This window comes from Flavobacterium sp. CLA17 (genome assembly GCF_013112255.2).
Taxonomy (GTDB): domain Bacteria; phylum Bacteroidota; class Bacteroidia; order Flavobacteriales; family Flavobacteriaceae; genus Flavobacterium; species Flavobacterium circumlabens.
This window is the reverse complement of record NZ_CP068294.1, coordinates 3,059,386-3,074,832: the sequence shown is the minus strand read 5'-3', so window position 1 is coordinate 3,074,832 and position 15,447 is coordinate 3,059,386. Positions and strand designations below refer to the sequence as shown.

The 15,447-nt window shown below is 34.6% G+C and carries 13 protein-coding genes; 6 read left to right on the top strand and 7 right to left on the bottom strand.

Features of this window, described 5'->3' with window-relative positions:
• Positions 1-30: 30 nt before the first annotated feature.
• The gene (ettA, locus tag HAV12_RS12520) at positions 31-1,722 is read left to right on the top strand and encodes an energy-dependent translational throttle protein EttA (protein ID WP_171569951.1); all 1,692 of its coding nucleotides are present in this window, start codon (positions 31-33) and stop codon (positions 1,720-1,722) included.
• A 258-nt stretch (positions 1,723-1,980) separates the two neighbouring features.
• Here the strand turns inward: ettA and HAV12_RS12515 are convergent, their stop codons facing one another.
• Together HAV12_RS12515 and HAV12_RS12510 are read right to left on the bottom strand one after the other, a co-directional pair.
• Positions 1,981-2,394, bottom strand: a complete 414-nt coding sequence (locus HAV12_RS12515) for a thiol-disulfide oxidoreductase DCC family protein (RefSeq protein ID WP_171569950.1) — start codon at positions 2,392-2,394, stop codon at positions 1,981-1,983.
• A 440-nt stretch (positions 2,395-2,834) separates the two neighbouring features.
• On the bottom strand, positions 2,835-5,000 hold the full coding sequence (locus HAV12_RS12510; protein WP_171569949.1) for a DNA mismatch repair protein MutS: 2,166 nt from the start codon (positions 4,998-5,000) through the stop codon (positions 2,835-2,837).
• A 130-nt stretch (positions 5,001-5,130) separates the two neighbouring features.
• Here HAV12_RS12510 and HAV12_RS12505 point away from each other — a divergent pair, with 130 nt between their 5' ends.
• Entirely contained in the window at positions 5,131-5,796 is a 666-nt protein-coding gene (locus tag HAV12_RS12505; RefSeq protein ID WP_171569948.1) for a uracil-DNA glycosylase, read from the top strand.
• Positions 5,797-5,971: 175 nt separating this feature from the next.
• Here the strand turns inward: HAV12_RS12505 and HAV12_RS12500 are convergent, their stop codons facing one another.
• The 5 genes from HAV12_RS12500 to HAV12_RS12480 form a co-directional block, all read right to left on the bottom strand.
• A complete protein-coding gene (locus HAV12_RS12500; protein WP_171571680.1) occupies positions 5,972-6,358 on the bottom strand; it encodes a DUF4258 domain-containing protein in 387 nt (128 codons plus the stop codon).
• A 36-nt stretch (positions 6,359-6,394) separates the two neighbouring features.
• Entirely contained in the window at positions 6,395-7,594 is a 1,200-nt protein-coding gene (locus HAV12_RS12495) for an alanine dehydrogenase (protein ID WP_132036845.1), read from the bottom strand.
• A gap of 84 nt (positions 7,595-7,678) precedes the next feature.
• The gene (locus HAV12_RS12490; protein WP_171569947.1) at positions 7,679-8,152 is read right to left on the bottom strand and encodes a GNAT family N-acetyltransferase; all 474 of its coding nucleotides are present in this window, start codon (positions 8,150-8,152) and stop codon (positions 7,679-7,681) included.
• Between the two features lie 125 nt (positions 8,153-8,277).
• A complete protein-coding gene (gene tsaE, locus HAV12_RS12485; protein ID WP_171569946.1) occupies positions 8,278-8,685 on the bottom strand; it encodes a tRNA (adenosine(37)-N6)-threonylcarbamoyltransferase complex ATPase subunit type 1 TsaE in 408 nt (135 codons plus the stop codon).
• Positions 8,686-9,031: 346 nt separating this feature from the next.
• Entirely contained in the window at positions 9,032-10,585 is a 1,554-nt protein-coding gene (locus tag HAV12_RS12480; RefSeq protein WP_132036842.1) for a bifunctional response regulator/alkaline phosphatase family protein, read from the bottom strand.
• Positions 10,586-10,804: 219 nt separating this feature from the next.
• On the opposite strand from HAV12_RS12480, the gene HAV12_RS12475 reads away from it, so the two are divergent.
• The 4 genes from HAV12_RS12475 (at position 10,805) to lpxA (ending at position 15,356) form a co-directional block, all read left to right on the top strand.
• Positions 10,805-12,034: an HD domain-containing protein gene (locus HAV12_RS12475; RefSeq protein ID WP_171569945.1), complete on the top strand. Its 1,230-nt coding sequence runs from the start codon at positions 10,805-10,807 to the stop codon at positions 12,032-12,034.
• Between the two features lie 39 nt (positions 12,035-12,073).
• Positions 12,074-13,117, top strand: a complete 1,044-nt coding sequence (gene lpxD, locus HAV12_RS12470) for a UDP-3-O-(3-hydroxymyristoyl)glucosamine N-acyltransferase (RefSeq protein WP_171569944.1) — start codon at positions 12,074-12,076, stop codon at positions 13,115-13,117.
• Positions 13,110-14,498, top strand: coding sequence for a bifunctional UDP-3-O-[3-hydroxymyristoyl] N-acetylglucosamine deacetylase/3-hydroxyacyl-ACP dehydratase (locus tag HAV12_RS12465; RefSeq protein WP_132036839.1), 1,389 nt, complete (start codon positions 13,110-13,112; stop codon positions 14,496-14,498). The genes lpxD and HAV12_RS12465 overlap by 8 nt, the downstream gene beginning before the upstream one ends.
• Before the next feature lie 72 nt (positions 14,499-14,570).
• Positions 14,571-15,356, top strand: coding sequence for an acyl-ACP--UDP-N-acetylglucosamine O-acyltransferase (gene lpxA, locus HAV12_RS12460; RefSeq protein ID WP_089050747.1), 786 nt, complete (start codon positions 14,571-14,573; stop codon positions 15,354-15,356).
• Positions 15,357-15,447 lie beyond the last annotated feature (91 nt).

The window sequence follows — 15,447 nt, the reverse complement described above, 5'->3', positions numbered from 1 at the left end:
AAACAATAAACTAAAAACAATAAACATAATATGTCAGACGATAAGAAAGTAATTTTCTCAATGCAAAAATTGAGTAAAACCTATCAGGGAGCAGACAAACCGGTGCTTAAAAATATTTATTTAAGCTTCTTTTACGGAGCTAAAATTGGTATTTTAGGTCTTAATGGTTCTGGGAAATCTTCTTTATTAAAAATTATTGCAGGAGTTGATAAAAACTATCAGGGTGATGTTGTTTTTCAACCAGGTTATACAGTTGGTTATTTAGAACAGGAACCAATTCTTGATGATTCTAAAACCGTTATTGAAATTGTTCGTGAAGGAGCTGCAGAAACAATGGCAGTTTTAGAAGAATACAATCAAATTAATGATTTATTTGGTCTTCCGGAAAATTACGAAGATCAGGATAAAATGGATAAGCTGATGGATCGTCAGGCAGCTTTGCAAGACAAAATTGATGCTCTTGGTGCGTGGGAAATCGATACTAAGCTTGAAATCGCAATGGATGCTTTGCGTACGCCGGAAGGAGATACGCCAATCAAGAATCTTTCGGGAGGTGAGCGTCGTCGTGTTGCTTTATGTCGTTTGTTGTTACAACAGCCTGATGTATTGTTACTTGATGAGCCTACCAACCACTTAGACGCTGAGTCTGTACTTTGGTTAGAGCAGCATTTAGCGCAATATGCAGGAACTGTAATTGCTGTAACGCACGATAGATATTTCCTTGATAATGTTGCTGGTTGGATTTTAGAGCTGGATAGAGGAGAAGGTATTCCGTGGAAAGGAAATTATTCTTCCTGGTTAGACCAAAAATCAAGCCGTATGGCACAAGAAGAAAAAGTAGCTTCTAAACGCAGAAAAACTTTAGAGCGTGAGCTGGACTGGGTACGTCAGGGAGCGAAAGGCCGCCAGACGAAACAAAAAGCGCGTTTGCAGAACTATGATAAATTATTGAACGAAGATCAAAAACAATTGGACGAAAACCTGGAAATTTACATTCCAAATGGTCCACGTTTAGGTACGAATGTTATCGAAGCAAAAAATGTTGCCAAAGCTTTTGGAGATAAATTATTATATGATAATTTGAATTTCACTTTGCCACAAGCCGGAATTGTTGGAATTATCGGACCAAATGGTGCTGGTAAATCCACTATTTTCAAAATGATCATGGGAGAGCAAAAAACGGATAGCGGAGAATTTTCAGTAGGAGAAACAGTTAAAATTGCTTACGTAGATCAGTCTCACTCTAATATCGATCCGAATAAATCGATATGGGAAAATTTTGCTGATGGTCAGGAATTGGTTATGATGGGTGGAAAGCAAGTAAACTCAAGAGCTTATTTATCTCGTTTCAACTTTGGTGGAGGTGAGCAAAATAAAAAAGTATCAATGTTATCTGGTGGAGAGCGTAACCGTTTGCACTTAGCTATGACATTGAAAGAAGAAGGAAATGTACTTTTACTGGATGAGCCTACGAACGACTTAGACGTAAATACACTTCGTGCACTTGAAGAAGGTTTAGAGAATTTTGCAGGTTGTGCCGTAATTATTTCGCACGACAGATGGTTTTTAGACAGAATCTGTACACACATTCTGGCATTCGAAGGAGATTCTGAAGTGTATTATTTCGAAGGTGGTTTCTCTGAATATGAAGAAAATAAAAAGAAACGTTTAGGTGGTGATTTAACTCCAAAACGTTTGAAATACAAAAAACTAATTAGATAATTTTCTAATAATTTCAAATTTAAAAATCCCAAATTCCAATTGTAAAAAATTGAATTTGGGATTTTTTATTTCTAGTAGTTATGATCCAAGCCATTTTGTCATTTCGAGGAACGAGAAATCTTAGCAACTAACTCCGCAACGAAAATAAAATCTTTGTCGAGCTTCTCGCGAAGATTTCTCGTTCCTCGAAATGACAATACTACGCTGAAGAATTAGAATTTGGAATTTAAAAGATTGGAATTTTTAAAAAATTTGGAATTAAAGAAATTTTGCCTTCAATTCCGGAGTAGGAATCATGCAGCTTTCTTTTTTGCCATACCATTTGTAACGGTTTTTAGCAATGTAATCGTAAATGTAATTTCGAAACTTTTCCGGAAAAATTTTAAAGAATGATGCTAAACTATAAATTCCACCTAAATCTTTACTAATTTCAAGAACAGCTGAAGATTTATAATAATAAGCAACACCCGGATGATATAAAATAATGCTGTCAACTTTAGTTTGATCAACACCTATATGATTACAAATTTCAATTCCCAATTCCGATTGCAGTGCTACAAACCTAAAAGTATCTTTTTTATCATTTTTGATGATAAACTGAACCGCGCCATTGCATAAATTGCAGACTCCGTCGAAGAGGATTATTTTTTTGTTTTCTGGAAGGTTTTTCATTTGGAAAATTTGAAGTTTAAGATTTAGAGTTTTTAAGCTTTGTCAAAGTTTTAAAATTTTGGTAAAGCTTGCATCTAGTTTGTCATTTCGACGAAGGAGAAATCTTCGCAAGTAGCTCCGCTGCGAAAATCCCAATCTTTGTCGAGCTTCTCAGGAAGATTTCTCCTTCGTCGAAATGACAATATTGGTGATTTCTTAAATGAAATAATAAGCTTGTGATAAAAGCTGATTTCTTACTATTTTTTTTATCTATGAAAATAAATGGTTTTATAAGATTTATCAATTAAAAACAGGCTCCATAAATAAGTTTTAAGCGTTTTTTTAAAATTATCGATATTCGGAATTATCTTTTTAAAGATTTTTGTTTAAATCGCTTCATTTTAATTTTTGCCTAATTTTCATATTTTTAAACACTGAAAACTGCGACTAAAAACTGAAAACTATTTCTTCCCCGCTTCAACAAATTCTAATTCGTCCAGACTTACTTTTGAAGTAAAGATTCCGTAATTTACTGTTGCTTTGTTTTTTTCAATTGAATCGATGCTGCCAACAGACCTGCCATCCAGCATTCTTACTCTGTCACCAACTTTCAGAATTGGTTTTGGTTTTTCAATAACAGGTTTGAGTTTTTTTTCTTTTTTCTCTTTTCGAATTTCTTCAACTTGTACAGTAATTTCGGCAATAACTTCTTTTTTCTTTTCGATTATGGCTTTTGCTTCTTTCGGAGTTGCTTTTTTACGTTTTGAATTTTCAATTTCAATAATTTTCAAAAATTCGCCAATCAGTTCTTTTTTATTTTTGTTATTGAAATATTTCTCCGAGATGTCCTCTATTTTTTGTCCAATGTAAATGGTCTTTTGATTGCTGTCATATAATTCCTGATAGCTTTCCAGTTTTTGTTTGATTTTTACATTGATGTTTTCCATTTTTTTGCTTTCCTCACGTGCACGGGTTTCTTCTTCTTTCAAATTGATAGAAGTTTTTTCGAGTTTGGAACGTTCTTTCTGGAGAGTTGCAATCGTTTTATCAAAACGGACTTTACCGACTTCAATTTTCTTTTTCGCACGATTAATCAATCCAAATGGAATGCCGTTTTTTAAGGCAACTTCAAATGTAAACGAACTTCCGGCCTGACCAAGAGCCAGTTTGTACATAGGTTCTAATGACTTTTCATCAAACATCATATTGGCGTTTGTGGCAAAAGGCAATTCGTTGGCGAGAATCTTCAGATTAGAATAATGCGTGGTGATAATTCCGAAAGCTTCACGATGATAGAATTCTTCCAGGAAAATCTCTGCCAAAGCACCACCCAATTCAGGATCAGAACCTGTACCAAATTCATCAATCAGAAACATGGTTTTTTTATTACACTTTTTTAGGAAATAATTCATGTTTTTCAATCGATAACTATAGGTACTTAAATGATTTTCAATGGATTGATTATCACCAATGTCGGTCAGGATTCTGTCAAACAGGAAAGTTTCGCTGCGTTCGTGTACCGGAATCAGCATTCCGGACTGCAACATCAATTGCAGCAAACCCACTGTTTTAAGCGAAATTGTTTTTCCTCCTGCATTAGGTCCTGAAATAACAATTATTCGGTTATCTTGTTTTAATTCAATAGTTTGTGGGTGGGTGATTTCGTTCTTTTGTTTGTTATTCAGATACAAAATCGGATGATACGCTTCCCTGAAGAATAATCTTCTTTCTTCTGTAATAGTCGGAAGAATTCCATTGATCCTGTTGGCATATTTTGCTTTTCCGGCAACAACATCAATATCACTTAAAAACTCCTGATATTCAATCAATAACGGTAAAAAAGGACGAATTGCATTTGATAGTTGCTTTAAAATTCGCATAATTTCCTCTTTCTCTTCGTATTCAAGATTGCTAAGTTCACGCGAATACTGCAAGGTTGCTTCCGGCTCGATATAGGCAATACTTCCGGTTTTGGAACTTCCTAAAATAGAACCTTTTACTTTACGGCGGTACATGGCTAAAACCGCTAAAACCCCGCGGTTCTGAACGAAACTTTCTTTAATATCGTCTAAATAACCAAGACTGTTATTGTGCGTAAGGGCAACTCCAAAACTTTGGTTTACTTTACCACGAACGATATTCATGTTTTGACGAATACTCAAAAGGGCAGGTGAGGCATTGTCTTTTATTTCGCCATATTTGTCTACAATGGCATCAATTAGCGTTACAATATCTTTGGTGTATTCTACTCTTGAAGCCCTTGCATTTAGGTTTGGATAATAATCATCAAATTTTTTAAGGAAATTCAACAAGAAATTTGATGTTGACGAAAGGGTTGCTATTTTTCTGAAACTGCCTACTTCCAGAAAGCTGTCTTCTATGGCTAAAAATTTGATTTCGTGAGTTATAGCATCAAAACCATGATTTGGAATTGCGTTATTATTCTGGAAAGACGAAACATATTCTGATGTCTGCAGTAAAGCCTGCATCAAAGTTTCTTTGTCTCTGAATGGAGTTATTTGTAAAGCTTTTTCTTTTCCAATATCTGTGTTACAGCCTGCCGAAATGGTTTCGAGCACTGTTGGAAATTGTAAATCTTGTAATGTTTTTTCGGTAATACTGATCATTTATTCTCTTTAAGAAAGTCACGCAAAAGTACGAAAATAGTATGATTGAATGCTGTAAAGTTTTGGTCTAATTTTATGGCGCGTAAATATGATTACAATGAAAAAATCCCGAAATTTACAATAAAAAAGTATGGACGTTAAAATGCATGATTCCTGGAAGCCTGTTTTGAAAGAGGAATTTGAAAAGCCTTATTTCAATGAATTAATTGCTTTCGTAAAATCAGAATACACTACCAAAGTTTGTTATCCAAAAGGGAGTCAGATTTTTTCTGCTTTTGACCATTGTCATTTTGATCAGGTAAAAGTTGTCATTATCGGACAGGATCCCTATCACGGACCTAATCAGGCCAATGGATTGTGTTTTTCTGTAAATAACGGAATTTCATTTCCGCCCTCTCTCCAGAATATTTTTAAAGAAATCGAAACAGATTTAAATAAACCATTACCAAAAACAGGTAATTTGGAACGTTGGGCAGATCAGGGTGTTTTTCTTTTAAACGCTACCTTAACAGTCCGACAATCTGAAGCCGGAAGCCATCAGGGAAAAGGCTGGGAAAAATTTACAGATGCCGTTATTAAACAAATTTCGGCTGAGAGTGAAAATGTTGTTTTTTTACTTTGGGGCGGTTTTGCCCAGAAGAAAGCAGCCTTAATTGATGCTGCAAAACATCATATTTTAAAATCGGGACATCCTTCTCCTTTAAGCGCGAACAGAGGATTTTGGTTTGGAAACAAACATTTTAGTCAGACTAATACTTTCCTGAAATCAAAAGGGATTAAAGAAATTGAATGGTAATCTTAAACCATAGAAGTGATTTTAGTCACATATCAGATTGGTTTAAAATATTTCTCAGAATCTTGTCATTTCGAGGAACGAGAAATCACATAACGGATTAACGGTTCGTTGCTCTGTGGATGTGATTTCTCGTTCCTCGAAATGACAAACCTCGATTAGTATTAGACTTTAGGAACTATTTTTCGACAGGTTTTTTAACAATCTCGTCTAAAACAGCTTTGTTTTCGTAATTGATTACTTTTAGGATAATTTCCTGTTCTTTTATTGTTTTACCTTCAATGATATAAAGTTTTCCTTTTTTGAAAGGCACATTGCTTTGATCAAAATCAACATCTCCGTAAGTTAACGTTTTTCGGATATCGGCAGTATCAACCCATTTTTCATTTAATGTCTGAATTGCTTTTGGAGAATATTCAAAAGGTTTTGTACGCAGATTATTTAAAACACGGGCATTTGGAAAGTAATTGCATCTGGTGTCTTTTCCACTAAAAACAAGGGCTACAAAAAAGCATCCCATAATAAGACCAATCAAATAATAAGCAAAACGATGTACGAACTTCATGAAATATTTTTTTTGCAAAGGTACATTAAAGTTCCTTTAAAACACAAGTAAATTGATATCGTTATCCGGTAAATCAAACCATTCTCCAATAGCTTTATTGGTCAGGATTCCATGATAGAGATACACTCCGTTTTTCAGGCCTTTATTGCATCTGATCGAACTTTCCAAGCCACCTTCTTCTGCTATTTGGAGCAGGTAAGGGGTTAAAATGTTACTTATTGAAAGTGAGGCGGTTTTGGAATATCTGGAAGGGATATTGGGTACGCAATAGTGCAAAACATTGCTTTTGATGAAGGTTGGTTTTTCATGCGTTGTAACTTCAGAAGTTTCAAAACAGCCTCCGGTATCGATGCTTACATCAACAATTACGGCACCTTTTTTCATGTGCTCTACCATAGTTTCTGTGACTATAATAGGACAACGTTCTTTTCCGCGCATGGCTCCGATAGCCACATCGCAGCGTCTTAACGCTTTCAGTAATGCTTTTTGCTGAACGGTAGAAGTGAAAATTCTTTGATTTAAATTATTCTGCAGGCGACGCAATTTAGTAATTGAATTATCAAAAACTTTTACGTTTGCACCCAGACCAATGGCCGTTTTAGCGGCAAATTCCCCTACAGTTCCGGCGCCTAGAATAACAACTTCAGTAGGAGGGACGCCTGTGATGTTTCCAAATAAAAGGCCTTTCCCAAATTCATCCGTGATCATTAATTCTGCTGCAATAAGTATGGAAGCAGTTCCTGCAATTTCGCTTAGTGATTTTACAGCGGGATAAGATCCGTCTTCATCTTTAATATATTCAAAAGCGAGTGCGGTTATCTTTTTTTGTGATAAAGCTTCAAAGTATGTTTTCTTCTTTGTTTTTAACTGAATGGCTGAAATGATAATCGTTTCAGGATTAATCATTTCGATTTCAGCTAAAGTCGGTGGTTCTACTTTAAGAAGCATTGGACAGCCAAATACTTTTTTGGTGTCTTTTGTTACTTCTGCACCGGCATCTGAATATTCTTTATCAGTATAACTTGAACTTTCTCCGGCTCCGGATTCAATCATAACGCGATGGCCTTCATAAGTTAATGAGTTCACAGCGTCCGGAGTCAGGCATATACGACGTTCCTGATAACTTGTTTCTTTAGGAATTCCTATAAAAAGCTCTCTTTTAAATCGGCCAACTTCAAGTTTTTCTTCTTGTGGCAACAATTGTTGTTTCGTAAATGGAGTTAAGGTAATTGACATGTATTATTCAAAAATATTAAGGGTACAAATTACGTAAAAAGTTTTAAAATTAGTAGAAATATTCTGCTAATAAAACATTAATAATTAGGGCATTATTTTTTCCATTTTAATATCAGCTCTTTCATAAATCCCTTCTTCCAAAGGAATCTCCTTAAAACCAAATTTTTCATACAGATGAATCGCCGGAAGCAATATCCTGTTCGAATATAAAAACAGTTTTTTAATGTTATTTTCCTCAGCTACAGTCATGCAGTGTACCAGCATTTTGTTGCCAATTCCAAGTCCCTGCGCTTTATCCGAAACCGCCATTTTTCCGAGTTCGAATGTTGTGTCATCTGTTTTAAGCAACGAATAAGTTCCAAGGATTTCATTGTTATATCTGGCATAGAAAATAAATCCGCCTTTATCAATAATATATTCCTGTGGATTCGAAAGGACTAATTCATCTTTTTCCTCCACTCTGAAATACTTTTTCAGCCATTCTGTATTCAGGATTTTGACAGCCTCTTTTAGATCAGCTGAATAAGGAATTATTTCTACTTTATGCTGCGGATTCATTTTTAATAATTTTATTGTAATCAGGTCATTCACAAAGATTCGCTGAGATTTCGGAAAGATTCACAAAATTTTTAGACGTTTTTTTGTTTTTCTCCGTACCATTTTAGTGCCTCTCTGTGCAATAATTAAGCTAAATTCAATTCCCTTTTTCCATCAGCCAATAACTCAATTGTTATAACAGAATGTTCATCGGGAATAAGACTTCCTATTTTTTCTGACCACTCAATAAAACACCAATTACCGGAATACAAATAATCATCGACACCCATATCAAGTGCTTCTGTTTCTTTATTCAAACGGTAAAAATCAAAATGATAAACAATTTGGTTGTCAGAGGTATAGTATTCATTAACCAAAGAAAAAGTCGGACTGCTTGTGGCGTCTTCAACCCCCAGAGTTTTGCATAATTGTTTGATTAAAGTAGTTTTTCCAACGCCCATTTCTCCGTTGAAAAGAATAATTTTCTTTGGATTCTGCTCTAAAATTTGCGCTGCTACTTCTTTAATCTGATCTAGTGAAAAAACGATATCCATTTATTAATTTTATTTTTGAATAATTTTATTGTCAGTCTCAGTTTTCAGTTATTGAACTGAGACTGAAAATCGTACCTGAAAGCTTTTTTCGCCACAAATTTTCACTAATTTATAAGTTTGTTTAAAAAGAGATTCGTGCTAATTTGTGGAATTCGTGGCAACTTTTTTAACACTGTAAACTGCGACTGAAAAACTTTTTTTGCCACGAATTCCACAAATTAGCACGAATCTCTTTTTAAACAAACTTATAAATTAGTGAAAATTCGTGAAATTCGTGGCAACTTTTTTATTGTCAACTGAAACTGAAAACGGTGACTGGCACTGTAAACTGAGACTGAAAACTTTCCTACTTAGGGTTGAATACCAAAAACGGAATAATCATTTCTTCTAATGAAATTCCACCGTGCTGGTATGTATTTCGATAATAACTCACATAATGGTTATAGTTGTTTACGTAGGCTAAAAAGAAATCATTTTTAGCGAATATAAATGAACTGCTCATGTTTATGGCCGGTAAACCAATATCCTTTGGTTCTTTTACGACATAAACATCTTTTTGTTCATAGGTTAGGCTACGACCTGTTTTATAGCGCAAATTTAAACTTGTATTTTTATCTCCGACAACTTTTGATGGATTTTTTACATTTATAGTTCCATGGTCTGTAGTCAGGATCAGTTTGAAACCCAAAAGTTGTGCTTGCTGTATAATTTCAAGTAAAGGAGAGTTTTTAAACCAGCTTAGGGTCAGGGAGCGATATGCCTTATCATCAGAGGCCAGTTCTTTTACGACGTCCATTTCGGTTTTAGCGTGCGATAACATATCGACGAAATTATAGACCACTGTTACCAGATCATTGCCTTTTAGCGCTTTGAAGTTCTCGGCCAGTTTTTTTCCGCCTGCGTAATTGGTGATTTTAAAATAATCTTCCTTAATATTCAGACCTAGACGTTTTAATTGTGCGCTTAAAAATTCGGCTTCATAGAGGTTTTTTCCTCCGTCTTCCACGTCATTTTTCCAGTACTGCGGAAATTGTTTTTCCATTTCTGTTGGCAATAAACCGGAGAAAATAGCATTTCTGGCATATTGTGTAGCAGTTGGAAGAATAGAAAAATACGGGACTTCTTTTTCTAATTTATAGTAGTTGGCTACAACAGTTTCAAAAGATTTCCATTGGTCGTAGCGCAAATTATCAATGACAACGAACAAAATAGGTTTGTCTTTCTTTTTGATTTCAGGAACCACCAATTCCTTGAATAAAGTATGTGACTGAATCGGTTTGTCTGCTTTTGGCGCAAACCAGTCTTCGTAATTGCGTTCGATATATTTTCCAAATTGGGAATTGGCTTCTACCTTTTGAGATTCCAGAATTTCAATCATTCCCTGATCATTGATGTTTTCGAGTTCTAATTCCCAGAAAATCAATTTCTTGTACAATTCAACCCAATCTTCAAAGGAGTTAACCATGGCTAATTCCATTGAGATTTTTCGGAATTCTTTCTGGTAATCCAGGGTTGTTTTTTCGGATATTAATCTGGAATGGTCCAGATTTTTTTTCAGGCTCAATAAAATCTGATTCGGATTTACCGGTTTTATCAGGTAATCGGCGATTTTAGAACCAATCGCTTCTTCCATGATGTATTCTTCTTCACTTTTGGTAATCATAATCATCGGAGTGGCTGATTTTTTTTCTTTCATTTCAGAAAGTGTTTCCAGACCGCTCATTCCGGGCATATTTTCATCTAAAAAAACAATGTCAAAATTATCTTCCTCAAACAATGCAATGGCGTCTAAACCATTATTACAAGTGGTGACAGCGTAGTTTTTCTTTTCAAGAAATAATATATGTGGTTTCAAAAGATCGATCTCGTCATCGACCCAAAGTATTTTTATCTTATCCATAAACAAAATTAATTTTAATGCAATTTAAAGGTATAGAACTTAAAAAGTATTAAAAATAGTATAAAATTAAGAATAACAAATTATGTTTTTTTTCAAATACCTTTTGCTCAATTGTTGTTGGAGAAGCTGTTCTTATGTAAGAGCGTCATTTTAAATCAAAAACCGAAAACTCTTTATAGTTATTTACTTATATTTGTTGACCTAAAAAAGAACCAAATAGTGACTCAGATTAATAAGTTAAAAATATTCAACGACCCTATTTACGGGTTTATTTCCATCCCAAACGAGCTTATTTACGATTTAATTCAGCATCCGTATTTTCAGCGTTTGCGCCGTATTTCTCAGATGGGACTGTCTTATTTGGTATATCCGGGGGCGAATCATACCCGTTTTCATCATGCCTTAGGCTGCATGCATTTAATGCAAAAGGCGATAGAAACACTTCGTTTTAAAGGAGTTGCCATTTCATTAGAAGAAGAGAATGCTTTATATATTGCCATTTTGCTGCACGATATTGGTCATGGGCCATTTTCGCATGCAATGGAAAAAAGTATTGTAGAAGATGTGAATCATGAAGCTATTTCATTGTTGTTTATGAATCAGCTGAATGATGAATTTGAGGGAAAACTAAGTTTGGCCATTCAGGTTTTTAAAGGAGATTATCACCGGAAATTCATGTTGCAATTGATTTCAAGTCAGTTAGATATGGATCGAATGGATTATTTGAAACGAGATAGTTTTTACACCGGAGTTGCAGAAGGAAATGTCAATTCCGAGCGATTGATTCAGATGATGAATGTCGTGGATGGAGTCCTGGTGATTGAAGAGAAAGGGATTTATTCTGTAGAGAAATTCCTCTTGTCAAGAAGATTAATGTATTGGCAGGCCTATTTGCATAAAACAAGTCTTGTAGCTGAATTAATTCTGATGAAAGTTTTAAAGAGAGCCAAAGAACTGACGCTAAAAGGGGTGAATCTGCCCTGCAGTGAACCTCTTTTGTATTTTATGAAAAACAAAATTACGCTGGAAGATTTTGATGCTGAAAAATTGGATTTGTTTTCACAACTGGACGATTTTGATATTATCAGCGCATTGAAAGCCTGGCAAACGCAAGATGATTTTATACTTTCTACCTTAAGTAAAATGATCATTAACAGGGATTTACTTAAGATTAAACTTAGTGCTGAAAAAATCCCGATGGAAGAATCCCAGTCCTTAAAAGAAGAATTTGCAGAAGAACATCACATTACATTGTTAGAAGCGGGTTATTTTATTTTTAGAGGAAAAATAAAAAATCAGGCTTACAGCAAAGAAGCGGAGCCGATACGAATTTTGAAAAAAGATAAAACAATTGAAGATGTTGTTGAAGCTTCTGATCAGCTGAATTTGAAATCATTATCTAAACTGGTGACAAAATATTACATCTGTTTTCCAAAACAACTTATCTAAAATTAACATTTAAAATCTATTTTTTATATTTTTGTCGCAATGAAATTTACAGCAGAACAAATAGCAGGGATTTTAGAAGGAGAAGTTGTTGGGAATCCCAATGCAGAAGTTTCTCGCTTATCTAAGATCGAAGAAGGTGAAGAAGGATCGCTTACATTTTTGGCTAACCCCAAATATATCAACTACATATATACTACAAAAGCATCAGTAACTATTGTTAACGATAGCTTTATACCAGAGGCAGAGATTACTACTACTTTAATAAAAGTAGACGATGCGTATGCCTCTTTTTCTAAACTTTTGGAGTTTTACAATCAGGTAAAATTGAATAAAAACGGAATAGAAGCACAGTCTTTTATATCTGAAGGAGCTAAATATGGAGAAAATTTATATTTAGGAAGTTTTAGTTATGTGGGTCAAAATGTGGTTTTAGGTGATAATGTAAAAATTTACCCCAACAGTTTTATCGGAGATAATGTTGTTATTGGGGATAATGTATATATTTTTGCAGGCGCCAAAATATATTCAGAGACCATAATTGGCAACAATTGTACGATTCATTCCGGTGCTATAATAGGCGCAGATGGTTTTGGTTTTGTGCCAAATGAAGAGGGAATTTATAGTAAAGTGCCACAGATTGGTAACGTTATTATAGAAGATAATGTAGATATTGGAGCTAACACTACAATAGACAGAGCAACTCTTGGTTCTACGATTATTAGACAAGGAGTAAAATTAGACAATCAGATTCAGATTGCCCATAATGTAGAAATAGGTAAAAATACGGTAATTGCAGCCCAATCGGGAGTTGCCGGTTCTACAAAAATTGGCGAAAACTGTATGATTGGCGGGCAGGTTGGTATTGCAGGCCACTTGGTTATAGGTAATAATGTGAGGTTGCAGGCTCAGTCCGGGGTAGCAAGAAACATTAAAGATGATGAGATTTTGCAAGGAACACCATCACTTGGGTATACTGATTTTAATAAATCGTATGTTCATTTTAAAAACTTACCTAAAATCGTAGCCGAACTGGAAGAATTAAAAAAACAAATAATAAACCCAAAAAATGGAAATAATGGTTAAACAGAAGACCATCAAAAATGAAATTTCACTAACAGGCGTTGGATTACACACTGGAAAAGAAGTTACAATGACTTTTAAACCAGCTCCAATTAATAACGGTTTCACTTTTGTGCGAATAGATTTGCAAGGCCAACCAGTCATTGAGGCTGATGCTAATTATGTTGTTAATACACAAAGAGGTACCAATCTAGAAAAATTAGGTGTAAAAATTCAGACTCCGGAACACGTTTTAGCTGCTTTAGTAGGCTGTGACCTGGATAATGTTATTATAGAATTAAATGCTTCAGAACTACCTATCATGGATGGTTCTTCAAAATATTTTGTTGAGGCTATTGAAAAAGCAGGAATCGAAGAACAAGATGGTAAACGTAATGTTTACGTGGTAAAAGAAGTTATTTCGTTTACTGATGAAACTACCGGAAGCGAGATTCTTGTAATGCCAAGTGATGATTATCAGGTTACTGCAATGGTTGATTTTGGGACCAAGGTTTTAGGAACCCAAAATGCAACGATGAAAAGTATAGCTGATTTTAAAGACGAAATTGCGAATTCAAGAACTTTTAGTTTTTTGCATGAATTAGAGTCTTTATTAGAAAACGGATTAATAAAAGGCGGTGATTTAAATAACGCTATTGTATATGTAGATAAAGAAATATCTGATGCTACAATGGAAAATTTAAAGAAAGCTTTTGGTAAAGATAAAATTTCAGTAAAACCAAATGGTGTTCTGGACAATCTTACGTTGCATTATCCAAACGAAGCAGCAAGACATAAATTGCTTGATGTTGTTGGTGATTTATCATTAATTGGAGTAAGAATTCAGGGTAAAATCATTGCAAACAAACCGGGTCATTATGTAAATACTCAGTTTGCCAAAAAAATGGCAAAGATTATTAAAATTGAGCAAAGAAATCACGTACCGGTTTATGACTTAAATCAGGAACCCCTGATGGATATTCATAAAATTATGGCCGTTTTGCCACACAGACCTCCCTTTTTATTGATTGACAGAATTATTGAAATGTCTGAAAGTCATGTGGTGGGAATGAAAAATGTAACTATGAATGAAAATTTCTTCGTAGGGCATTTTCCTGAAGCACCGGTTATGCCGGGAGTTTTAATTGTTGAAGCAATGGCTCAGACAGGAGGGATTTTAGTATTAAGCACTGTTCCGGATCCTGAAAATTATTTAACTTATTTCATGAAAATAGATAATGTTAAGTTTAAACATAAAGTATTGCCCGGTGATACTTTAATTTTCAAATGTGAATTGATTTCTCCAATAAGAAGAGGAATTTGTCACATGCAGGCAAATGCATATGCAAACGGAAAATTAGTAACAGAGGCAGAATTAATGGCTCAAATTGCAAGAAAACAATAATATAAATCAATTTTATTGTTTACGTTTGTTGCCCAAATCAGACTATTTTAATTAAAAATATAAAACATACAGATGAATCAACCATTAGCTTATGTTCATCCTGGCGCTAAAATCGCTAAAAATGTTGTAATAGAGCCTTTTACAACAATTCACAATAATGTTATTATTGGTGATGGTACCTGGATTGGTTCAAATGTAACCATCATGGAAGGCGCTCGTATTGGTAAAAATTGCAATATTTTTCCGGGGGCTGTAATTTCTGCAGTCCCGCAAGATTTAAAATTCGGTGGAGAAGATTCTTTGGCTATTATTGGGGATAATTGTACGATTAGAGAATGTGTAACTATAAACAGAGGTACAGTTGCCTCGGGACAAACTATTTTAGGGAACAATTGTCTGGTGATGGCGTATGCGCATATTGCGCACGATTGCGAAATTGGAAACAATGCTATTATTGTAAACGGAGTTGCACTGGCAGGTCACGTAGTAGTAGGTAATCATGCTGTAATTGGAGGTTTGGCTGCTATTCACCAATTTATTCATATTGGGGATCATGCTATGATTTCCGGTGGTTCTTTGGTTAGGAAAGACGTTCCGCCTTATACAAAAGCAGCAAAAGAGCCGTTATCGTATGTAGGAATCAATTCTGTAGGTTTACGAAGAAGAGGTTTCAGCACGGACAAAATAAGGGAAATTCAGGAAATTTACAGAATTTTATACCAAAAGAATTACAATACAACACAAGCTTTAAGCATTATTGAAGCTGAAATGGAAGCTACTCCTGAGAGAGATGAAATTCTGGATTTTATCAGAAATTCATCAAGAGGAATCATGAAAGGTTATTCAGGAAACTATTAAATTTATAGTTTAATCGTTTATTGTTTAATCTTTTAGTCGAAAACAAATTAACGGTTAAATGATTCAACAAAATATTAAATAAAACAAAACT